The sequence below is a fragment of the Arthrobacter echini genome (genome assembly GCF_008107445.1).
Lineage (GTDB): Bacteria > Actinomycetota > Actinomycetes > Actinomycetales > Micrococcaceae > Arthrobacter_D > Arthrobacter_D echini_A.
On record NZ_VSLD01000005.1, the window covers coordinates 74,663 to 97,299 of the forward strand.

Sequence of the window (22,637 nt, forward strand, 5' to 3'; positions counted from 1 at the left end):
GTAAGCCACCGGGCGGTTCTCTCGTTCAGCTGGAAAGCAAGCGGCCCCTGAGGACTGCTCAGGCGAAGTCGGACGTTGCCGGATCCGCGCCGATGCGCCCCTCGGCACCCTTGTCGAGGTTGTTGATGGCCTCGATGTCCTCGTCCTCGAGCTTCACGTCGAGGGCTTCCCAGTTCTCCACGATCCGCGATTCCGTGACGGACTTCGGGATGACCACGTTCCCGAGCGCGAGATGCCAGGCAAGCACCACCTGCGCGGGCGAGGCGTTGCGCTTCGTGGCGATGTCCTGCAGCACGGCGTCGTCGAGCAGTCCCTTGCCGGACCCGATGGGCGAGTAGGCCTGGTGCAGGATGCCCTTCTCGGCCTCGAAGGCACGGAGTTCGGACTGGTTGAAGTAGGGGTGGGTCTCCACCTGGTGGATTGCCGGGACCACGCCCGTTGCGTCGATAATTTCGTTGAGGGTCTCGACGGTGAAGTTCGAGACACCGATGCTCCGTACGCGGCCCTGCTTCTGCAGCTCGATGAGCGCCTTCCAGGTATCCAGGTACTTGCCCTGCTTGGGCTGGAGCCAGTGGATCAGGTACAGATCGAGTGTTTCGAGCCCGAGGAGGTCCATGGAGTCCTCGAACGCCTTGAGGGTGCTCTCGTAGCCCTGGTCCGAGTTCCACAGCTTGGTGGTGATGAACATGTCGTCGTGGCTCAGACCCGAGGAGGCGATGGCGCGTCCCACGCCGCCCTCGTTCCCGTAGATCTTCGCGGTGTCGATGTGTCGGTAGCCGGCCTTGAACGCCTTGCCCACGACATCCTCCGCGACATTGTCCTCGACCTGCCACACTCCGTATCCGAGCTGGGGGATGGTGTGGCCGTCGTTGAACGTGAGGTTCGGTGATGTAGTCATACAGGCGGGAACCAGCGGTGCTCCCCGTTTATTTCTGCCCGGCCCGGCAGCCTGCAAACGGGGCCGGCGCAGACGGGTCAGGAAGCGGTGGACAGCGCGCGCTCGGCCTCCTCGACGTCGTCCAGCACCAGTCGGGCCCGACGTCGCACATTCTCGAGTCCTGCGGAGGCGGCGCCCCACCGTTCGCCGTCGAGCCGTGTCATGGCAGCGGCCTCGGCCGTGGTCGCAACCGCGTTCCCCGCGCGGGAGAGAGCGCGGTGAACCTGCAGGAGGGCACCGGGGATGTCGAGTCCCTTGCTGGGAGAGGAGGACTGCGCCCTCACGCACACCCCCCGGACCCGGGGCAGCAGCCCTCCGAGCTGATCGGCGATCACCACGAGTTCGTTGTAGAGGTCATCGTCCCCGACACCCTCGAGGATCTGGTGATACCGGTCCAGTCCGCGTCGGAAACGATCGTGGGCCCGTCGCCACACCCCGGTGCCCAGCTCGGCGTCGTCCTTCCGCCCCTGCCTCGCTGCCGCGAAGAATGCCGCCACCGCTACGGGTTCCGGCCGCGCGCGAGGATGCCGGCAAGCGGTTCGGTCATGACGCCATGCTCCCACAATCGTCCGTGCACGACCCGCCGGGCGACTGCACCTCGACCCGTCAGTCCAGGCCCTGCCCGTCCGCTCGGATGACCGGCGGCGTATCGGACAGCGGGCCATGCCAGGTGTGGCGCACCTGCGCAAGTTCGACGCGGCCGTTGCGCATCGGCACGCCTTCGGCTCTCAACAGCTCAGCAGCATGGCCGCCCCGGCAGGCCGCCGGTAGGCCGTCCGCTCGCACCACCCGCCACCACGGCACCTCGTCAGGCACTCCACTGACCTCACGGCCGGCTCGTCGCGGCGAGATCCCGATCCGACGGGCGATGTCGCCGTAGGTCACCACGGACCCGGGACCTACCTCGCTGAGCACCGCGCAGACCGTCCCGGCGAGCTCGCCGGTCCCGTCCCTCCGTGCGACGACGGAAGTCACTCGTCGACCCGCCGAAGAGCCCCGCCCTTGTGAGCGGCGATGTGGTCGGTCGTGTCGCTCTTGATCCCGTACTGCGGGTCGTCCTTGGATGCACGACGCGTGTGCCCCTTGTAGTCGAAATCCTCCGTGTGGATCTTCGTCACCGTCCCCGAGACGTGGCCGGCCTCCGAATTCCACGTCACGTGATCGCCGATGCTGAACTTCTCCGACATGTCGACTCCCTCCTAGCAGCAGCGGCCCTCCGGATTGGCCTCCTGGCGATCGGTCTTGTCACGCCAGAATTCACGCTCCGTCATGGGCCCACCCTCCGTGTGCGTCCGCTCATGATGATCGAGATAGGTCTGGTAGGCATTCTCGCCCATCACACCCTTGAAGATCCACGCCAGCTCACGCGCCGTGGCACGGGCGCGGTGCAGAACCTCGGGGACGGTCATCAGTGTCCCGTCCTCGCCGGCCGCTTGCCCGGCTCGACGGCGGCCCACTGCTTCTGGAGCTCCTTCTCGGCGGATGTCGCCATGAGGCCCGACGGTGCGAAGAGGCGCGAGGCCACTGGCTCGTCCTCCGTCTGGGCCCCTCCCCCGTTCCGGTAGGCCTTGATGGTGGCGAGGATGGCCGAAGCGATCACGATGATGGACAGCACCACGAAGACGATGGACAGCGTCCCCTGGATGAAGGTGTTGCGGACCACCGCCTCCATGGCCTCCACGGTCTTCGCTGTGCCGAAACTTTCCTCGCCTGCATCGAGGGCATCGCGGAACGCCGTGTGCTGCGCCCAGTATCCGATGGCGGGGACGGAGGAGAAGATCTTCAGGAACGACGCCGTGATGGTCACCACCGCAGCGAAGGCCAGCGGAAGGGCGGGGATCCACAGGACCCTGAACAGACCCCGCTTGGCGCAGATGGCCATGCAGACCGCGAGCGCGATGGCGGCGAGCAACTGATTGGCGATACCGAAGAGAGGGAACAGGGTGTTGATGCCGCCGAGGGGATCGGTCACGCCCATGATGAGGATGGCCCCCCACCCTGCCACCATGATGGCCGTGCAGATCCAGGCGCCCGTGCGCCACGACGTGTCGCGGAAGCGGGGGACGACGTTGCCGATGCTGTCCTGGAGCATGAAGCGGGCAACGCGGGTGCCGGCGTCGACCGCCGTGAGGATGAACAGGGCCTCGAACATGATGGCGAAGTGGTACCAGAAGGCCATCATGCCGGCGCCACCGAAGACGCCCTGCATGATCTGGGCGATGCCGACGGCGAGGGTGGGGGCACCGCCGGTACGGGAGACGATCGACTCCTCGCCCACGTTGGTCGCCAGTGTGCTCAGGGTGTCCGGGGCGAGATTGACGCCGGTGAGACCGAGACCGTTCACGAAGGCGACGGCTCCCTCGATGGTGCCGCCGGTGGCCGCTCCCGAGGAGTTCATGGCGAAGTAGATGCCGCGATCGATCGACAGCGCCGCGACGAGCGCCATGATGGCTACGAAGGACTCCATGAGCATGCCGCCGTACCCGATGAAGCGCGTCTGGCGTTCCTTCTCGAGCATCTTCGGCGTGGTCCCGGAGGCGATCAGGGCGTGGAAGCCGGACAGCGCCCCGCATGCGATGGTGACGAAGAGGAAGGGGAAGAGCGTCCCCGCGACCACGGGGCCCTTGCCGCTGCTCGCGAATTCGGTGACGGCCGGAACATCGATCTCGGGGCGCGTGATGATGATCGCGACGGCGAGCATCAGGATGGTGCCGATCTTCATGAAGGTGGACAGGTAGTCCCGCGGTGCGAGCAGGAGCCAGACGGGCAGGACGGCGGCGATGAAGCCGTAGATGATGATGCCCCACGCGATCGTGATGCGATCCAGCGTGAACAGGTCGGTGCCCCAGGCGGTCTCGGCGATCCACCCGCCGCCGATGATCGCGAGCAGCAGGAGGGCGAAGCCGATCAGGGAGACCTCGGTGACGCGGCCCGGGCGCAGGTAGCGCAGGTACACGCCCATGAACAGGGCGATGGGGATGGTCATCGAGACGGAGAAGACACCCCACGGGCTCTCGCCGAGCGCGTTGACGACCACGAGCGCGAGGATCGCGACGATGATGATCATGATCGTGAGGGTCGCGATCAGCGCGGCCGTGCCGCCGATCACGCCGAGTTCCTCGCGGGCCATCTGCCCGAGCGAGCGCCCGCCGCGGCGCATGGAGAAGAACAGCACGAGGTAGTCCTGGACGGCTCCGGCGAAGATGACGCCGACGATGATCCAGACCGTGCCGGGCAGGTACCCCATCTGGGCGGCGAGGACCGGGCCCACCAGGGGGCCGGCCCCCGCGATGGCTGCGAAATGGTGACCGAAGAGCACGCGCCGGTCCGTGGCGGCGTAGTCCTTGCCGTCCGCCCTGTACTCCGCGGGCGTGGCCCTGCGGTCATCGGGCTTGAGGAGACTGCGCTCGATGAACTTGGAGTAGAAGCGGTAGGCGATCAGATAGGTGCAGACGGCGGCGAAGACGAACCAGATGGCGTTGACCGTCTCGCCACGGACGACGGCGAGGACGGTCCAGGCCACGCCGCCGAGGAGGGCGATGCCGATCCAGAGGGCGATCTTCAGGGGCGTCCAGCGGCGCTCCTCCGCTTCGGCCCGCTGCGGGTCGACGGCGACCGGCGGCAGATCGGGGTCCGTCACGAGGACGCTCTCCGATCGGTGGGAGCCGCTCTGCTTCTTGCTCATGATGCTCCTCGGGTACGAACGAGTGATACATCAGAAGATAGCAAGGTGGTGAGACGCGCGTCACAGCGCAAGGCCCGCCAGCGACGTCTTGCGCCGAGCGCGGTCCTCCGTGCGCCCAACGGCGGGAGGTAGGGGGCGGCGGCGGTGCGGGACCGCCGCCGCGGTGTCGGGTGAGCGGGGCGGTGTCAGGAGCGGCGGTCTCCTGCAGCCCGGCAGGGACGGGTCTCAGACCTCGAGGAGGATCTTGCCGGTGTGCTCTCCCGCGTCGAAGTAGGTGTGGGCGCGGGCCACCTCGTCCAACGGGAAGACGCGGTCCACGAACGGTCGTACCAGCCCTGAGGCGACCCACGGCCACACGCTCTCGCGAACGGCAGCCATGATCGCGGTCTTCTCTGCGACGGGCCGGGATCTCAGCGTGGTCCCGGCGACGCTCGCCCGCTTGCCCATGAGTGCGGACAGATCGAGTTCGGCCCGTGCGCCGCCCTGCAGTCCGATGACCACGAGGCGCCCACCCGGGGCGAGAGCCTCGATGTTGCGGGAGAGATACTTGGCGCCGACGACGTCGAGGATCACATCGGCACCCCGGCCAGCGGTCGCCATCGAGAGCTGCTCCACGAAATCCTGCTCACGGTGGTTGATGAGGGTAGCCACCCCGAGCGAGCGGGCGACGTCGAGCTTCGTGGCGGATCCCGCAGTGACGTGCGGTACCGCGCCCAGGGCCAGGCTCACCTGGATGGCCATCACCCCGATCCCGCCGGACGCCCCGTGGATCAGGACGTCCTCGCCCCCGGCGAGGCCCGCCTGCAGCACGAGGTTGGACCATACGGTGGCGGCCGTCTCCGGGAGGCCGGCCGCGTGGAGCAGATCCACGCCGTCGGGAGCCGGGACCACCTGCCCTGCCGGGACGGCGACCTTCTGCGCATACCCACCCCCGGCCAGGAGGGCGACGACGGCGTCCCCCTCCTGGAAGGAGGAGCCGTTGGCGTCGACGATGCGCCCGGACACCTCCAGCCCCGGAACAGTCGACGCCCCCGGAGGCGGCGGGTACAGACCCTTGCGCTGCTGCACATCCGCCCGGTTCAGCCCGGCCGCGACGACGTCGATGAGTACCTCACCGGCCGCCGGGACGGGATCGGCGATGTCCTGGACGGAGAGTGCCTCTGGTCCGCCCGCGCCCTCGATCACCACTGCACGCATGTCCGATCCTCCAGTCATAGGTATTTGGGCGTCCCCCATCCCCCGTGAAACACTGACCGCGGGAAGGTTGTCCGAGCGGCCGAAGGAGCTGGTCTTGAAAACCAGTGGGCGGTGACCCCGTCTCAAGGGTTCGAATCCCTTACCTTCCGCCCCTGAGGAGGTTCCGCGCTGCGGGACCTCCTCCTGTGTATCACCCCGACCCCGACCCCGCCTCGCGCCTCTGCGCTCCCCCGACCGACACCGGCCCTGAAGTGTCGCTTTACCGCCCATGATCTGGTTTGCTTCTCCCGGGGATGGAATGTCACCTGCGTCACATACGGTGCTCATGCCAGGACGCCCACCCACCAGGGTCGGCGGGCTCTACTCGCGGCTGTCAGCGGCCATGGTCAAGGAGAAGTCGAACGGATGATCAATTCGTCATGGAGGGGAGCGCTCGGTGCGGCGCTGTCGGTAGGGCTGATCGCCTCACCGATGATCGCACTGCCGGCCAACGCGGTCGAGGCACCATCGGTCACGGCAGCCGTCGCGTCGGACGGCGTCGTCATCAACGAGGTGTTCGTCACGGGCGGCTCCGTGGGGACACCGTTCACCAATAAGTTCGTGGAGCTCTACAACCCGACCGATGCCCCGGTCAGCCTCGACGGCTGGTCGCTGCAGTACCGGGCGCCGGGATCGACCACCACGGCTCCGACTCCGTTCGCCCTCAAGGGCACCATTGCGGCCAAGGGATACTTCCTCGTCCAGGGCTCGTCGAATGCCGCGAACGGCACGGCCCTGCCCACACCCGATCTCGTCACGGGCTTCAATCCCGGAGCCGGCGGCGGCGTCGTCGTGCTCTCGAACCAGGCCGGAACCGTCGGTGTCCTGCCCGCCGGCGACACCACCGGCGTCCCCGGGGCGGTCGACGTCCTTGGTTACGGTGCCGCGACGTCCTTCGAGCAGGCCGCGTCGGCAGCGCCGGGCTCGGGCAACCCGAGGTCCTCCGCCCGCACCGGCTTCTCGGACACGAACAACAACAGCGTGGACTTCACCCTCCAGGACGCCACACCGACGAACGCCCAGGGAACCGGGACACCCCCAGGACCGACGCCGACGCCCACGCCCACGGCACCTCCCGCTCCCGGCACTGTCGTCCCCATCCGCGACATCCAGGGCACGGGAACGGCGACTCCGCTGGCCGGCCAGAACGTCACCACTCGCGGCAGGGTGACGGCCGCCTACCCCACCGGAGGGTTCGACGGCTTCTACCTGCAGACCGCCGGCTCGGCCGCGACAGCCGACCAGGGCGCCTCCGACGCGATCTTCGTCTACTCACCGGCCACCGTGGGCGAAGTCACCGTCGGTGACTTCGTCGAGGTGACCGGGGTGGCCGGAGAAATCTTCGGCCTGACCCAGCTCACCGTCGCCGCCGGCGGCACCGTGAAGCTCACCGAAGCGGCCGAGGAGGTGAAGGCCTCCGGGATCGCACTGCCTGCAACCGAGCAGGCCCGCGAAGCGGTCGAGGGCATGCTCTTCGAGCCGTCCGGGAACTTCACCGTCAGCGACAACTACTCGCTCAACCAGTACGGCGAGCTGACCCTCGCCTCCGGGAGCTCGGTGCTGGTGCAGCCCACGGACATCGCAGCACCGGGCACGCCCGAGAATGCCGCCGTCGCCGCCGACAACGCCGCCAGGAGCATCAGGCTCGACGACGGCGCCAGCACGAACTTCCTCAGCAACGCCAACCGCGGCAAGGTGCTGCCCTACCTCACCACGGACCAGCCGGTCCGCGTGGGCTACAGTGCCGACTTCGTCTCGCCGGTGGTCATGGACTACCGCAACAACTCGTGGAAGTTCCAGCCGCTGGCCGAGCTCGACGGCGCAGCACCCGGCGAGGTCCAGCCGGTCGGCTTCTCCGGGGAGCGGCCCACCGCTCCCGCCGAGGTGGGCGGCACGCTGTCGATCGCCTCGTTCAACGTGCTGAACTACTTCGCCACCACCGGTGAGGAGCTCACCGGCTGCACCTACAACACCGACCGTGCCGGTAACCCCATCACCGTCAACCGGGGCTGCGCTGCCCGCGGTGCGGCGAACCAGGAGAACCTCGAGCGGCAGGAGGCGAAGATCGTCTCCGCGATCAACACCCTCGGCGCCGATGTGGTCACCCTCATGGAGGTCGAGAACTCGGCCGCGCTCGGCAAGGATCGCGACTTCGCCCTGAAGACCCTCGTGGAGGCGCTCAACGAGGAGGCTCCGGGAACCTGGGACTACGTCCGTTCCCCCGCGGCGCTTCCTACGGACGAGGACGTCATCCGCACGGCCATGATCTATCGCACGGCCGCGGCGGAGCCGGTCGGGGAGTCGGTCATCCTCGACGACGACGTCGCGTTCTCCAATGCCCGCAAGCCCCTCGCCCAGGCGTTCAAGCCGGTGGGCGGCTCCGAGGACGAGGTCTTCCTCGCGATCGTGAACCACTTCAAGTCCAAGGGCTCGGGGCCCAGTTCCGGCCCGGACGCCGACTCCGGCGACGGGCAGGGCGCCTGGAACGCAGCCAGGGTGGCCCAGGCCGAAGCTCTTGCCGCCTTCGTGGACGAGGCCCGGACCACGGCGAAGACGGACCGGGTGTTCCTCACCGGCGACTTCAACTCCTACACGCAGGAGGATCCCATGCGGGTCCTCTACGACGCGGGGTACGTCAACCAGGGTCCGGACGACTCGTTCTCATACGTGTTCTCGGGCCTGAGCGGCTCGCTCGACCACGTTCTCGCCTCGCCGGCGGCGAACGCCACCGTCACGGGCGTGGACACGTGGAACATCAACTCCGCCGAATCGGTGGCCCTCGAGTACAGCCGGTACAACAGCAACGTCACCGACTACTACGCCGCTGATCCCTACCGTGCCAGTGATCACGACCCCGTGATCGTGGGGACGGATCCTGCCTTCGGTGCCGGTTCCGGTGCGGGTACCACCGAGGTCAATCTGCTGAACATCAACGATTTCCACGGACGGATCGACAAGAACACGGTGCGGTTCGCGGGGACCGTGGAGCAGTTGCGCGCGGAGTACGGAGAGGGTGACACCGCCTTCCTGTCGGCCGGCGACAACATCGGCGCCTCCCTGTTCGCCTCCTCCCTGCAGGATGACGAGCCGACGATCGACGTGCTCAACGCACTCGACCTGCGCGCCTCGGCCACGGGCAACCACGAGTTCGACAAGGGCATCGACGATCTCAGCGGTCGCGTCACCGATTCGGCCGACTACGACTACCTCGGCGCGAATGTCTACGCCAAGGGCACCGAGGATCCGCTGCTCGAGGAGTACAGCATCATCACGGTCGGCGGGATCGACGTCGCGGTGATCGGTGTGGTCACCGAGGAGACGGCAACGCTCGTCACCCCCGGAGGCATCGAGAACGTCGACTTCGGCAATCCCGTGGAGGCCGTCAACCGCGTCGCCGCGGAGATCGAGGAGCAGGATCTCGCCGATGTCATCGTCGCCGAGTTCCACGAGGGCGCCGGCGACGGCGTCGTCGAGGGTGCGACCATCGAGGAGGAGATCGCTGCCGGCGGCGCCTTCGCGGAGATCGTCACGGAGACCTCGCCGCTGGTGGACGCCATCTTCACCGGGCACACGCACAAGCAGTACGCATGGGACGGCCCCGTGCCGGGTGCAGCGGGTGAGACCAGGCCCATCCTGCAGACCGGGTCCTACGGCGAATTCGTCGGTCAGGTCACGCTGACCGTCGACACCGCGACGGGCGACGTCGATTCCTACACCGCACGAAATGTCGCCCGGACGACCGCCGAGGATGCGGCACTCGTCGCCTCCTACCCGCGGGTGGCCGAGGTGAAGGGCATCGTCGACGCGGCGCTGGCCGAAGCAGCGGTCATCGGGGAGCAGCCCGTCGGTTCGGTCACGGCGGACATCACCACCGCCTTCACCGGGACCGCCCGCGACGACCGCAGCTCGGAATCCACACTGGGCAACCTCGTGGCCGATTCGCTGCGGGCCAGCCTCTCCTCCGCCGAGCGGGGAGGCGCGCAGATCGGCGTCGTCAATCCGGGTGGGCTCCGCAACGAGCTCTACTACGCACCCGACGGTGTGGTGACCTTCGCCGAGGCCAATGCCGTGCTCCCGTTCGTCAACGACCTGTGGACCACCACCCTGACCGGCGCACAGTTCAAGGCGATGCTGGAACAGCAGTGGCAGCCGGACGGGAGCTCGCGGTCGTTCCTCGCCCTGGGCCTGTCGGAGAACGTGAGCGTCACGTACGACCCGGCCCTCGAACGGGGAGCGCGGATCACCTCCGTCCTGATCGACGGCGAGTTCCTCGACCCGGCCAAGGAGTACCGGATCGGCACCTTCAGCTTCCTGGCACAGGGTGGTGACAACTTCACGGTCTTCCGTGAGGGCACCGACACCCGTGAATCCGGGCTGGTGGACCGCGACGCCTGGATCGACTACATCGGAGCCAACAGCCCGCTGTCGCCGTCCTTCGATCGCCGCAGCGTCCAGGTGCAGGGCGCGCCGGCCACCGTGAAGGCGGGCACGGATGTGTCCTTCACGGTGTCGAAGCTGGATCTCACCTCCCTCGGGAGCCCCGCCAACACCACGCTGGCGGCCAGTTTCGTGGCGGTCGGCGGGACGGCCACCCCGCTCGGTTCGGTCCCCGTCTCGAACGGTAGCGCCACCGTGAATCTGAGGATTCCGACGACGCTGAGCGGCCAGGGCCGGATCGTGCTGACCGCTGCGCCGAGTGCCACGACGGTGACCCTGCCGGTCACCATCGAGAGTTCGACGACCCAGCCGCCGAAGCCCTCCTGCGTGAAGCCCAAGCCGCCCACGCAGGCCTGGAACATCGGGGGCTGGATCCGCTACGCGGTGCAGCTCGTCAACTACTACCGCTGCCTCATCCGGTAGTAGCCGGTCCGGGGTCACCCGGCAGCACCTGATCACGGAGGGCCCCCACCGCTGCGGTGGGGGCCCTCCGTGATGATGCGGTGCTTCTTCGCAGTGTCAGCTGCAGTCCGCGCTCTCGTCGCGCCGGAGGATCGCTCCGGCGATACGGTCGGCATCGAGCAGTGTCCGGCCGCCGGCGGCCGGGGCCGCCCCGGCCTCGGCGGCGATCGCCGTACCCCACTGGACGGAGGCCAGCTGGAGTCCGATCACGAACAGGGAGTGCTGCACGGCCCCGCTCCGGTCACGGGCCCGGTAGGGCGGTGCCGTCACGTCGAGTCCGCCGGACGCCACCGGGACCCCGTCGTCGGCCATGAAGACCCTGGGCCTGACCAGGCCCTGGTCGAGGAGCGAGAGCATGAGCGGCGACGCGCTCGACGCGACCCGGTTGGCGGGCATCATCGCCTCCACGAGCCACCGCGCCGAGAACGACTCGCCGTCGACCCACGGCGAGGAGGCGCGGAAGAGACCCTCGTCCCGGTCGACGCCGAAGCCAGGATCGGGGCCCACGAAGTGGACGATCCCCGCCCGTACCAGCGCCGCAAGCTGCGCGATCCTGACCGGCGGCGGACCGCTGGCGAGCCCCTCGACCAGAGGCTCGAACCATCCCTGCAGCTCCGCGTCCCAGGACGCGGCCGAGAGTCCGCCGTCCGCGACGGCCTGCTTGATGACGGCGCGGCCGGCGTTCAGGGCGCCGATCATCATCTTCAGGGGATCGTCCTCGCCCCTCGCCGATCCCTCGGCGTCGGCGTCGAGGTGCTCGAGGACCGCCGCCGTGAACTCCCCGCCCGCGAAGTGCCGGCCAGCGAACGGGCGGGCCAGGGACGGGATCGAGATCCGGTGCTCCTCCGGCACGCAGCGTTCGACGGCATCCCGGACGGCGGCGGACCAGGCCGGCCCCTCGATCGCGAGGCTGTCGTCGAGTTCCCGCAGGAAGGCGTCCACCGATCCGTCGATCAGGTGGGGCGCGGTCCGGGCGAGTGTGGAGTAGTAGGCCCAGAGCGCATCGCGGTGGAGCAGCGGCCAGATGTCATGGTCGAAGCCCGCCTGGATGCCCGAACGCGCGAACGCCAGGACGCGGTCGATGGTGCAGAACCGCAGGGCGACGCTGCGGGGCAGATACGTCTCGAGGGCGGCCTTCGCCCGGTAGGGGATGCCCCGACGCGAGGCAGCGACGAGGCGGGGTTCCCGGCCGGAAGGCGTGTACTCGAGGCGCGAGCCGCCTACGCCCTCGAAGCGGCCACCCCTCCCCTGCGTGAGGGCGATCATCGCGTCGAAGAAATTCAGCCCGAGACCGCGGAACAGCACGGGCTCGTCCTCCGGCAGATCGTCCCAGCAGACATCGCCGGGGACGGCGGGCGGGCGGTATTGCAGGGAATGGTGGACCGCTGCGTCGTGCAGCCTCTCCTGCTCCGGGGTCAGGACCGCGGGGAGATGGCCGAGCGCCAGCACGACGTCGTCGGCATCCAGCCGCGAGTCGTCGTCGAGCGTGACCCGCCACCGCAGGGCCGCCTTCCCGCCGTCCGCGCGGCGCAGACCGATGGCTTCCCTCCGATGGTGCACCACCGTCAGCCCGGGGGGTGCCATGCGGACCACCTCGGCGAACATCCAGGAGAGATAGCGCCCGTAGAGGGCTCTGCTCGGGAAGCCGCTGGAGGTGAGTGCGGCGCACTCACGGCGATCGACGTCGTCGACCAGCACGTGGCCGTCGGCGGCGCGGCGCCGCCACTCGTCGAAGGACAGCGCGAGGGGTGGGGCCGCGAGCGCGGCGGAGGGTGCCCCGACGGGCACCACCGTGGGGTAGAGGCACGGCGTGTTCATGAGGAAGAGCCTCGACTGATCCGTCCGCCAGATGTGGCCCGCGCCGGGTTCGTGCGGTTCGATGACGTGGATCGCCAGCGCCGGAGCGTCGCTCCCGAGCTCCCGGCTCCCCGCGATCAGGCGTTCCACGAAGGAGGTGCCGCGGGGTCCCCCGCCGATGACGACCACCTGCCGCTGACCCTGGTTCTCCACCTGTCAAGAGTAACGAACCCCGCCCCTCCGGCTGTGCGGACGGGCTCCGTGGTGGTCCGCTGCGCTCCCGGAGCCCTGCATAGGATGGGTCCATGACGCACCCCACGGACGCCACGGACGCCACCGACGCCACCGACACGGACGATCCCTTTCTCTGGCTCGAGGACATCTACGGCAAGGAGCAACTCGAGTGGGTGCGCGCCGAGAACGCGCTGACCGAACGCGCTCTCATCACCGACTCGTTCCTCGAGCGGGAACGCAGCCTCCTCGAGGTCCTCGACTCCACGGACCGCATCCCCATGGTGGGCAAGCACGGCTCCTTCTACTACAACTTCTGGCGCGACGGCGAGCACCGCCAGGGCATCTGGCGCCGCACCACCTGGGACAGCTACGCCTCGGAGTCACCGGAGTGGGAGCTCCTCCTGGACGTCGATGCGCTCAGCGCCACGGAGGGCACGGAGTGGGTCTGGTCGGGCGCCCTCTTCCTCCGCCCGCAGGACGGACAGCCCCACGAGCGCGCCCTGATCGCGCTGTCCCCGGACGGCGGCGACGCCGTACGCTACCGCGAATTCGATCTGGGCCTCGCCGCCTTCGTGGACGGTGGATTCGACATCCCGACGGCGAAGAGCCGCATCAGCTGGTCCGATCGCGACACGCTCCTGGTCGGGACGGACTTCGGACCCGGATCCATGACCACGAGTTCCTACCCCCGCACGGTCCGGACGCTGCGCCGCGGCGAAAGCCTGGAGGCCGCCGAACAGTACTTCGAGGTGGCGGAGGACCACATGACGGCGATGGTGGTGCACGATCCCACCCCCGGGTTCGAGCGTGACCTCGCCGTCGACACCCTCGACTTCTACACCCGCCGCTCCTACCTGCGGCAGGACGATGCCTGGCGGCTGATCGAGGTCCCCGAGGACGCGAGCATCTCGCTGCACCGGCAGTGGCTCGTCGTCAGGCCGCGGACGGACTGGACGACGGAGGGTCGCACGTACGGCGCAGGCTCGCTCCTCGTGATCGACGTCGGAGACTTCCTCGCCGGAGACCGCGCCTTCACCACCGTCTTCACGCCGGAGGACACCACGTCGCTGCAGTCCTGGAGCTGGACGCGCGATCACCTGCTCCTGAACCTGCTGCGTGACGTCTCCTCCGAGATCCGCGTGCTCGACCCCGCGAAGGACTGGGAGTCCGAGCTGCTCGATGCCTGCCCGCCGCTGCACTCGGTCGACGCCTACGCCGTGGACGACGAGGACGACGGGACCGGCAACGACTACTGGCTCGTCGCCACCGGTTTCCTGACACCCTCCACGCTCCTCCGGGGCACGATCGGCGGCACGGACGCGGCCGCCGTGAAGCGCTCCCCCTCCTACTTCGACGAGGAGCGCTACGCCGTGGAGCAGTACTTCGCGCACTCGGCGGACGGGACGCGCGTCCCCTACTTCCAGATCGCGGCGAAGGATCTGGTCCTCGATGGGCGCAACCCCACCCTCCTGTCCGGATACGGAGGTTTCGAGCACGCCATGACGCCGGCCTACAGCGGCGTGATCGGCCGCGGCTGGCTGGAGCGTGCCGGGCAGGACGGCCGGAACGGCGTGTACGTCCTGGCCAACATCCGCGGTGGTGGTGAGTACGGACCGCAGTGGCACCGTGCGGCACTGCACGCGAACCGGCATCGCGCGTACGAGGACTTCGCCGCGATCGCCGAGCACCTGGTGGAGCGCGGCGTCACCTCCGCACCCCTGCTGGGCTGCACCGGGCGAAGTAACGGTGGGTTGCTCGTGGGCAACATGCTCACCACCTACCCCCACCTGTTCGGCGCCATCTCCTGCGGCGTCCCGCTGCTCGACATGCGCCGCTACACGAAACTCTCCGCCGGCTTCTCCTGGATCGCGGAGTACGGCGATCCCGACAAGCCCGAGGAATGGGAGTACGTGCGCACGTTCTCCCCGTACCACCTCCTCCGGGAGGACATGCAATACCCGAAGACACTGATCTGGACGGCCACGAGTGATGACCGCGTGGGTCCGGTGCAGGCGCGCAAGATGGCGGCGAGGATGAAGGCGATGGGTCTCGAGGACGTGTGGTTCCACGAGGCCCTCGAGGGTGGGCACGCCGGAGCCTCGGACAACCGGCAGGCCGCCAGGATGCACGCCATGAGCCATGAGTTCCTGTGGAAGGCGTTGACCGGGGATCTCTGAGAACCCGTCCGTGGGATGGTTTTGCTCTTGCCGTCCCCTTCTGGGTAATCTTGGCAGGCTAGAGATAGCTGCTGGAGACGTGCCAGAGCGGCCGAATGGGCTTCACTGCTAATGAAGTGTGGGCCTAAAGCCTACCGGGGGTTCAAATCCCCCCGTCTCCGCCATCGGACCCCCTGGGAACAGGGGGTCCTTTTCGTGGCCGGACCGACCCCTGCTAGGCCTTCAGAGCCAGGGCGAACGGCAGCACCTCGGTTGCTCCGGCGGTCCGCAGGGCCCGCCCGGCCTCGGTGATGGTCCACCGGCTGTCCGCGAGATCGTCCAAGAGCAATACCGGCCCGGGATTCTCCGCGAACCAGGCAGCACCCTCGGCGGGTACGACGAAGTGGTCCCAGACCGCTGCCAGCCTGAACGCGCTGTTGCCTCCGGGCGCCCCCTGCGGTGGGCCGGATGGTGTGTGCAGTGCTCCGAGGTAGGGGATCCGCCCCACTCCGGCGAGGGCCTGCGCAAGGGATCCGATGAGCAGGGGACGCCGCCGGGACGGCACACTCACGACGGCGACGGGCCGCTCCTGCCAGCCCCACTGGGCCAGGACACGGATCACGGCGTCGATCACGGACTGGTCGAGGGGCGCATCCGGGGTAGTGTCGGCCAGAAGCTCACGGAGCCGGGTGCCCCAGCCCAGATCCGTGAGTCGGGCGAGGGCTCGTCCGGGCAGGATGAGTTCAGCGGGCTTGAGCTTGCCCTTCAGGGGGACACCCAGCTTGTCCATACCGCTGGGCCACTGACTCCTCGGCTCGAGTTCCACGCCCACCCGGCTGAGCGCCTGGTCCGCCGAGTCCGACGCGTCGTGGCCCACCTCGTCGGAGTACCAGGGGCCCGCGCAGTTGTCGCAGCGGCCGCAGGGCGCGGCCAGGGGATCATCCAGGGACAGGGCGAGGAACTCCATGCGGCATTGCGTGGTGTTCTCGTAGTCGAGCATGGCCCGCTGCTCCACCACCCGCGCCTCACTGATGCGACCGTAACGCTCGGCGTCGTAGGTCCAGGGCGTCCCTGTGCTCTCCCACCCCCCGGTGACCTTCCGCACCGCGCCGTCGACGTCGAGCACCTTCAGAAGCAGTTCGAGCGGCGTGCGCTTCAGGTTGACGCGCGCCTCCAGTGCCGGCGTCGACAGGACCACGCCCGGCTCCAGGGCTTCCAGGACCCGGAGTGCTGCGTCCTCCGAGGGCATGGACGCCGTGGCGAAGTACTCCCAGATGTCGCGGTCCTCCGCGCCGGGGAGAAGCAGGACATCGGCGTTGGGTGTCCCACGGCCGGCACGTCCCACCTGCTGGTAGTAGGCGACGGGCGAGGACGGCGCACCGAGATGCACCACGAAGCCCAGATCCGGTTTGTCGAAGCCCATCCCGAGCGCGCTGGTGGCCACGAGGGCCTTGACCTCGTTGTTCTTCAGCGCGGCCTCCGCGGCCTCGCGATCGGCCGGATCGGTGCGCCCCGTATAGGCACGGACGGCATGACCGTTCTCCCGCAGCAGGCGCGCGGTGTCCTCGGCCGCGGAGACGGTGAGGGCGTAGATGATGCCGCTGCCCGGAAGATCCGACAGATGGGTCAGGAGCCAGGCGAGGCGCGAACGAGGGCTGGGCAGGCGCAGGACGCCGAGCCGGAGCGACTTGCGGGCCAGCTCCCCGCGCAGCGTGAAGACCTCCGTACCACCGGCACCGAGCTGCTCCTCCACGTCCGCCACCACTCGGGAGTTGGCCGTCGCCGTGGTGGCGAGGACCGGTACGCCCTGGGGCAGACCCGTGATGAGCTCGCGCAGGCGCCGGTAGTCGGGGCGGAAGTCGTGCCCCCAGTCGGAGATGCAGTGTGCCTCGTCGATCACCAGCAGGCCCGTGTGCCGCATCAGCTCCGGCAGGTGCTGCTCGCGGAAGGACGGGTTGTTCAGCCGTTCGGGCGAGACGAGGAGCACGTCCACCTCGTCGGAGCGGAGCTTGTCCGTGATGTCCTGCCAGTCCGTCTGGTTCGCGGAGTTGATCGCTTCGGCACGCACCCCGGCCCGTGCCGCGGCGGCCACTTGGTCACGCATGAGGGCGAGCAGCGGCGAGACGATCAGGGTGGGGCCCTTGCCCCGCGCGCGCAGGAGGAGGCTCGCCACGAAGTAGACGGCGGACTTCCCCCATCCCGTGCGCTGGACGACGAGCGCGCGTCTGCCGTCCTCGACGAGTGCCTCGATGGCCTCGAACTGCCCCTCGTGGAAGCGGGCATCGGCAGACCCCACGAGGGTGTGCAGGATGCTGGTGGCTTGCTCGGAGAGCGTGGTGGTCGGCGACATCGCTCCAGTATCCCAGTCCGCTCCCCCAGTCACGGCGGCCGGAGGCGCATGTGGACATCGGCCGCAGCGCCGCCCCGATACACTTCCAGACGTGAGTACCCTCTTCGATCTTTCTGCATCCTTCAAGGCCTACGACGTGCGCGGCATCGTGGGCGAGACCATCACGGAGGACTCGGTCCGGGCAGTCGGTGCGGCCTTCGTGGACTCCCTGCAGTTGGCGGGCGAGACCGTCCTCGTGGGCGGTGACATGCGCCCGTCGTCGCCCGCGTTCGCCCGCGCCTTCGCCGATGGCGCCACGCTGCGCGGAGCCGATGTGCTCTTCCTCGATCTGATCTCCACCGACGAGTTGTACTACGCGAGCGGGATGCTCGACGCCGCGGGTGTCACGTTCACCGCGAGCCATAACCCCGCGCAGTACAACGGCATGAAGATGACCCGCCCGGGCGCCGTCCCGGTGTCCTCGGAGACGGGGCTCGACGACGTGCAGGCGCGCGCGGAGGCATATCTCACGGCGGGGACCATCCCGGCGGCCGACGTCCGGGGGCAGACCGGCGTGCGAGACATCCTCGAGGAGTACGCGCGGTTCCTGCGCGCCCAGGTGGATCTGTCCTCGTCGCGCCCGCTGAAGATCGTGGTGGACGCCGGCAACGGCATGGCGGGCCTGACCACGCCTGCCGTCCTCGGCGACCGCATGCTCGAGGCGTTGCCGCTGACCATCGTGCCGCTCTACTTCGAGCTCGACGGCACGTTCCCGAACCATCCCGCGAATCCGCTCGAGCCGGAGAATCTGCGTGATCTGCAGGCGGCCGTCGTCGAGCACGGCGCGGACATCGGCATCGCGTTCGACGGCGACGCGGATCGCTGCTTCATCATCGACGAGCTCGGCGAGCCGGTCTCCCCGAGCGCCATCACCGCCATGATCGCTCGCCGGGAGATTGCCCGCGCCCAGGCCGCCGGGGAGTCCGAACCGGTGATCATCCACAACCTCATCACCTCCCGCGCCGTCCCCGAGCTGATCAGGAACGACGGCGGCCGTCCGGTCCGCACGCGGGTGGGCCACTCCTTCATCAAGGCGGTCATGGCCCAGGAGGGTGCCGTGTTCGGTGGTGAGCACTCCGCCCACTACTACTTCCGCACCTTCTGGAACGCCGATACCGGGATGCTGGCGGCCATGCACGTGCTGGCCGCACTCGGCGAGCAGGACGGCCCGCTGTCGGACCTCGGCCGCGAGTACGAGCCCTACGTCTCCTCGGGCGAGGTCAACTCCAAGGTGGCGGACCTCCAGGCCTCCATCGAGCGGGCCAGGGCCGAGTTCGACCAGGAGGGCGTGGTGGTGGACGATCTCGACGGTCTCACCTTCACCCCGGAGCACGGCCACTGGTGGTTCAACCTGCGCCCGTCCAACACCGAGCCGTATCTACGGCTCAATGCGGAAGCGGAGGACAGGGACACCCTCGAGGACCTCGTGCAGCGCGTCCTCGCCGTGGTCCGCGACTGAGACCGAGCCCGCGGCAGGCACCGCGGAACGAGAGCAGGCCCCCTCCGTCGACGGAGGGGGCCTGCTCTCGTGGGTGCTCTGGATCAGACGGTGCTGAAGCGTTCCTTCAGTTCCTCGAGCTGACCCCTCATCTCCTCGGGCAGCGACTCACCGAAACGCTCGTACCACTGCTCGATGCCCTCCAGCTCCTCCGCCCACTCGGCGGCGTCGACGCGCACGGCCGCCTCGACCTCGGCGGGGCTCATGTCGAGGCCCGTGAGATCGAGGGAGTCGCCGGTGGGGACGAAGCCGATCGGTGTCTCGACGGCGTCGGCCGTTCCCTCGAGCCGTTCGATGACCCACTTGATCACACGTGAGTTCTCGCCGAACCCGGGCCAGGCGAATCCGCCGTCGGCCGTGCGGCGGAACCAGTTGACGAGGAAGATCTTCGGCAGGCGGGCCTGGTTCGCGTCCGCGCTGAGGGTGAGCCAGTGCTTGAGGTAGTCACCGGCGTCGTACCCGATGAACGGGAGCATGGCCATGGGGTCGCGGCGCACGCGCCCCACCTCGCCCGCAGCGGCAGCCGTGGTCTCCGAGGACAGCGTGGAACCCATGAAGATGCCATTGGCCCAGTCCCGGGACTGGGTGACCAGGGGTACCGTCGTCTTGCGGCGGCCGCCGAAGAGGATCGCCGAGATTTCGACGCCGTCGGGGTGGTTGTACTCCTCGGCGAGGATGTCCACCTGGTCGATCGGCGTGCAGAACCGCGCGTTGGGGTGGGCGGCGGTGTGCTCCATGTCCGGAGTCCAGTCCCTGCCCTGCCAGTCGGTGAGATGCTCGGGGACCTCCTCGGTCATGCCCTCCCACCACACACCGCCGTCGTCCGTGAGTGCCACGTTCGTGAAGACCGAGTTGCCCTTGGCGATGGCCCGCATCGCGTTCGGGTTGGTCTGCCATCCCGTTCCGGGGGCGACGCCGAACAGGCCTGCCTCGGGATTGACGGCCCTCAGTTCGCCCTCCTCGCCGAATCGCATCCAGGTGATGTCGTCGCCGAGCGTCTCGACCTTCCAGCCCTCGATGGTCGGGTCGAGCAGGGCCAGATTGGTCTTGCCGCAGGCCGAGGGGAAGGCCGCCGAGAGGTAGTAGGTCTTGTCCTGGGGCGAGGTGAGCTTGAGGATCAGCATGTGCTCCGCCAGCCACCCCTCCTCGCGCGCCATGACGGAGGCGATCCGCAGGGCATAGCACTTCTTGCCGAGCAGGGCGTTGCCGCCGTACCCGGAACCGTAGGACCAGATGGAGCGCTCCTCCGGGAAGTGGACGATCCACTTCTCCTCGTTGCACGGCCACGGAACGTCGGTCTCGCCGTCGGCGAGCGGTGCACCGAGGGAGTGGAGGGCCGGAACGAAATCAGCCTCGAGCTCGGTCATGCGGTCCAGGACCGGCGTGCCGATGGTCGCCATGATGCGCATGGACGTGACCACATAGGCACTGTCCGTGATCTCGACGCCGAACTTGGGATCCTTCGCGTCGAGGTGACCCATGACGAAGGGGATGACGTACATGGTGCGGCCACGCATCGACCCGGAGAACAAGCCCTCGAGCTTGGTCTTCATCTCGGTCGGCTCCATCCAGTTGTTGGTGAAGCCCGCCTCCCGCTCGTCCTTCGAGCAGATGAAGGTCTGCTCCTCCACCCGGGCAACGTCCCTGGGATCGGAGAACGCGGCAAAGGAGTTGGGGAACGTGTCCGGGTTGAGCCGCACGAAGGTTCCGGCCTCCACGAGTTCGTCGGTGAGACGCGTGTTCTCGGCTTCGGAACCGTCCACCCACACCACCTCGGTGGGCTGGGTCATCTCCTGGACGTCCCTGACCCAGGCGAGCAACCCCTGATGGCTGGTCGGAGCGGAGCCGTCCGGCAAACCCTTGCCTGCGGGATCGGTGGGGGTGGCCTCATCAGACTGGCGCACGGGATCGCCCATTTGTCTTCCCTTCGTTGGGTGCTCGGTATCTTCCGATGCTAGGGGCGGGCATTTTCATGGAGCGGTGGATTCGGTCGAAAGCGGGCAGTACGCCCCCGTCGATCCGCGGGATGACGGGGTTTCAGGCAGCATACTCCCGCCTGCCTGTGATAAAGGTCATGTAGACCGGTACAGTATACGACCCGCGCTGAGACTGATTAGGCGGAGCACCGATTCCGCGCTAACGTTGTCTACGGCCGAAAGGCCAGCACGTAGAATGCCTCTCCATGTCTGGAACGGCGGACTGCGGATGCGTGCGTAGCTCAACGGATAGAGCATCTGACTACGGATCAGAAGGTTGGGGGTTCGAATCCCTTCGCGCGCACCACATACCCGCAATGACGAAGGGCCCCGACTCCGGTCGGGGCCCTTCGTCGTCGGGTTGCCCGTGTCCCCGCCGGATGCCAAGCTCTGCCTATGAGCGAATACCAGACTGTTGATGTCGTTGTCATCGGCGCAGGCGCCGTCGGTGAGAATGCCGCCGGGCGAGCCGTCCAGAAAGGGCTCTCGGTGGTCCTGGTCGAGGCCGACCTCGTGGGCGGCGAGTGCTCCTACTGGGCGTGCATGCCGTCGAAGGCACTCCTAAGCCCGGGATCCACGCTCAAGGCGGCACGCGGCGTCGCCGGCGCACGCGAGGCCGTCACCGGCTCCCTCGACGTCCAGCAGGTCCTGGAACGCCGCACGTCCTTCACGAGCAACTGGGACGACTCCTCCCAGGAGGAGTGGGTGGAATCCGCCGGCATCACCCTCGAACGAGCCCAGGCCATCGTGTCCGGCGAACGTGAGGTGACCCTCACCCGCAAGGACGGCTCGCAGGCGCGCTACCGGGCCGAGCACGCCGTCGTGCTGGCCACGGGCTCGACGCCGACCATTCCGCCCATCGACGGTCTCGCCGACCTCGACTACTGGACCACCCGGGACGCCACGTCCGCGTCGGAGGTCCCCGCCAGCCTCGCCGTCGTCGGCGGCGGTGTGGCCGGCGTGGAGCTGGCCCAGGCGTGGGCACGGCTCGGAGCCGAGGTCACGGTGGTGGCCCGCGGCGGTATCCTCGCGAACTATCCCCGGGAAGCCTCCGACCTCGTCCTCGCAACACTGCGCGCGGAGGGCGTCACCGTCCTCACGGACACCAGCACCAACTCGGTCCGCCACGACGGCGGCGCCTTCGTGCTCGACGTCGGCGACGGCCACACCGTCACGGCCGAGAAGCTGCTCATCTCCACGGGCCGCCACCCGAACACCGCGGGGATCGGACTCGAGGAGCTCGGCATCGACCCGAAGGAGATGGAGAGCGACGACACCGGGCGTGTGGTCGGAGCCGGCGGATGGCTCTACACCGTAGGTGACGCGCGCGGCCGGGTGCTGCTCACGCACCAGGGCAAGTACGAGGCCCGCCTGACCGCCGACGCCATCGCGGCGAGGTCCACCGGATCGCTGGGTGACACGGCGGAGGAATGGAGTGCCTTCGCGGCGACCGCCGACACCGTCGCCGTCCCCCAGGTGACCTTCACCGATCCACAGATCGCGATGGTGGGGCGCACCGTCGAACAGGCTCGGGACGCCGGGATCGACGCGTCGGAGACCTCGCTGTCCATCGCCGTCGCCGGTTCCGCGCTCCAGGTGGACGACTACGAGGGCTGGGCGCAGCTCGTGGTGGACGAGGAGCGCAAGGTGATCGTCGGGGCCACGTTCGCGGGGCCCGAGGTGGCCGAACTGCTGCACGCCGCAACCATCGCCATCGTCGGTGAAGTACCGCTCGATCGACTGTGGCACGCCGTCCCGGCCTACCCCACCGTCAGTGAGGTATGGCTCCGGCTGCTGGAGCAGTACGGGCTGTAGCCCGGGCCCGATCAG

At 68.5% G+C, this 22,637-nt stretch carries 14 protein-coding genes and 3 tRNA genes; 7 read left to right on the forward strand and 10 right to left on the reverse strand.

Translation table 11 applies throughout. The features are described from left to right. Window positions 1–58: 58 nt before the first annotated feature. The 7 genes from FQ377_RS10820 to FQ377_RS10850 all read right to left on the reverse strand — a co-directional run bounded on the left by FQ377_RS10820 (window position 59) and on the right by FQ377_RS10850 (window position 5,819). Entirely contained in the window at window positions 59–898 is an 840-nt protein-coding gene (locus tag FQ377_RS10820) for an aldo/keto reductase (RefSeq protein WP_148601287.1), read from the reverse strand. A gap of 77 nt (window positions 899–975) precedes the next feature. Continuing rightward, the gene (locus FQ377_RS10825; protein WP_148601288.1) at window positions 976–1,434 is read right to left on the reverse strand and encodes a hypothetical protein; all 459 of its coding nucleotides are present in this window, start codon (window positions 1,432–1,434) and stop codon (window positions 976–978) included. Between the two features lie 109 nt (window positions 1,435–1,543). Beyond that, window positions 1,544–1,912 (reverse strand): MGMT family protein, encoded by a 369-nt coding sequence (locus FQ377_RS10830; protein WP_222861865.1) that lies wholly within the window; start codon window positions 1,910–1,912, stop codon window positions 1,544–1,546. Next, window positions 1,909–2,124, reverse strand: a complete 216-nt coding sequence (locus FQ377_RS10835) for a hypervirulence associated TUDOR domain-containing protein (protein ID WP_148601289.1) — start codon at window positions 2,122–2,124, stop codon at window positions 1,909–1,911. Before FQ377_RS10835 ends, FQ377_RS10830 begins: the two co-directional genes overlap by 4 nt. Window positions 2,125–2,136: 12 nt before the next feature. Continuing rightward, window positions 2,137–2,346 carry a YbdD/YjiX family protein gene (locus tag FQ377_RS10840; protein ID WP_148601290.1) on the reverse strand — a complete coding sequence of 70 codons (210 nt, stop codon included), beginning with the start codon at window positions 2,344–2,346 and terminating at the stop codon, window positions 2,137–2,139. After that, window positions 2,346–4,622, reverse strand: coding sequence for a carbon starvation CstA family protein (locus tag FQ377_RS10845; protein ID WP_148601291.1), 2,277 nt, complete (start codon window positions 4,620–4,622; stop codon window positions 2,346–2,348). The genes FQ377_RS10840 and FQ377_RS10845 overlap by 1 nt, the downstream gene beginning before the upstream one ends. A gap of 225 nt (window positions 4,623–4,847) precedes the next feature. After that, window positions 4,848–5,819, reverse strand: a complete 972-nt coding sequence (locus FQ377_RS10850) for an NAD(P)H-quinone oxidoreductase (protein ID WP_148601292.1) — start codon at window positions 5,817–5,819, stop codon at window positions 4,848–4,850. Between the two features lie 61 nt (window positions 5,820–5,880). Between FQ377_RS10850 and FQ377_RS10855 the strand changes: the two genes are divergently transcribed. Beyond that, window positions 5,881–5,968, forward strand: a tRNA-Ser gene (locus FQ377_RS10855). A gap of 256 nt (window positions 5,969–6,224) precedes the next feature. Continuing rightward, window positions 6,225–10,718, forward strand: a complete 4,494-nt coding sequence (locus tag FQ377_RS10860; RefSeq protein ID WP_148601293.1) for an ExeM/NucH family extracellular endonuclease — start codon at window positions 6,225–6,227, stop codon at window positions 10,716–10,718. A gap of 96 nt (window positions 10,719–10,814) precedes the next feature. On the opposite strand, the gene FQ377_RS10865 is transcribed toward FQ377_RS10860, so the two are convergent. Next, window positions 10,815–12,767, reverse strand: a complete 1,953-nt coding sequence (locus tag FQ377_RS10865) for an FAD/NAD(P)-binding protein (RefSeq protein WP_148601294.1) — start codon at window positions 12,765–12,767, stop codon at window positions 10,815–10,817. 92 nt (window positions 12,768–12,859) lie between these two features. On the opposite strand from FQ377_RS10865, the gene FQ377_RS10870 reads away from it, so the two are divergent. Further along, on the forward strand, window positions 12,860–14,965 hold the full coding sequence (locus FQ377_RS10870) for a prolyl oligopeptidase family serine peptidase (protein ID WP_148601295.1): 2,106 nt from the start codon (window positions 12,860–12,862) through the stop codon (window positions 14,963–14,965). Window positions 14,966–15,038: 73 nt separating this feature from the next. Further along, window positions 15,039–15,129: transfer RNA gene (locus FQ377_RS10875), tRNA-Ser, on the forward strand. A gap of 50 nt (window positions 15,130–15,179) precedes the next feature. Here the strand turns inward: FQ377_RS10875 and FQ377_RS10880 are convergent. Continuing rightward, window positions 15,180–17,294 (reverse strand): RecQ family ATP-dependent DNA helicase, encoded by a 2,115-nt coding sequence (locus tag FQ377_RS10880; protein ID WP_148601296.1) that lies wholly within the window; start codon window positions 17,292–17,294, stop codon window positions 15,180–15,182. Window positions 17,295–17,385: 91 nt separating this feature from the next. Between FQ377_RS10880 and FQ377_RS10885 the strand changes: the two genes are divergently transcribed. After that, window positions 17,386–18,792 (forward strand): phosphomannomutase/phosphoglucomutase, encoded by a 1,407-nt coding sequence (locus FQ377_RS10885; protein ID WP_262364409.1) that lies wholly within the window; start codon window positions 17,386–17,388, stop codon window positions 18,790–18,792. An 83-nt stretch (window positions 18,793–18,875) separates the two neighbouring features. Here the strand turns inward: FQ377_RS10885 and FQ377_RS10890 are convergent, their stop codons facing one another. Next, entirely contained in the window at window positions 18,876–20,747 is a 1,872-nt protein-coding gene (locus tag FQ377_RS10890; protein ID WP_148601298.1) for a phosphoenolpyruvate carboxykinase (GTP), read from the reverse strand. Between the two features lie 291 nt (window positions 20,748–21,038). Here FQ377_RS10890 and FQ377_RS10895 point away from each other — a divergent pair. After that, window positions 21,039–21,114, forward strand: a tRNA-Arg gene (locus tag FQ377_RS10895). 89 nt (window positions 21,115–21,203) lie between these two features. Next, entirely contained in the window at window positions 21,204–22,622 is a 1,419-nt protein-coding gene (locus FQ377_RS10900; RefSeq protein ID WP_148601299.1) for a dihydrolipoyl dehydrogenase family protein, read from the forward strand. Window positions 22,623–22,637 lie beyond the last annotated feature (15 nt).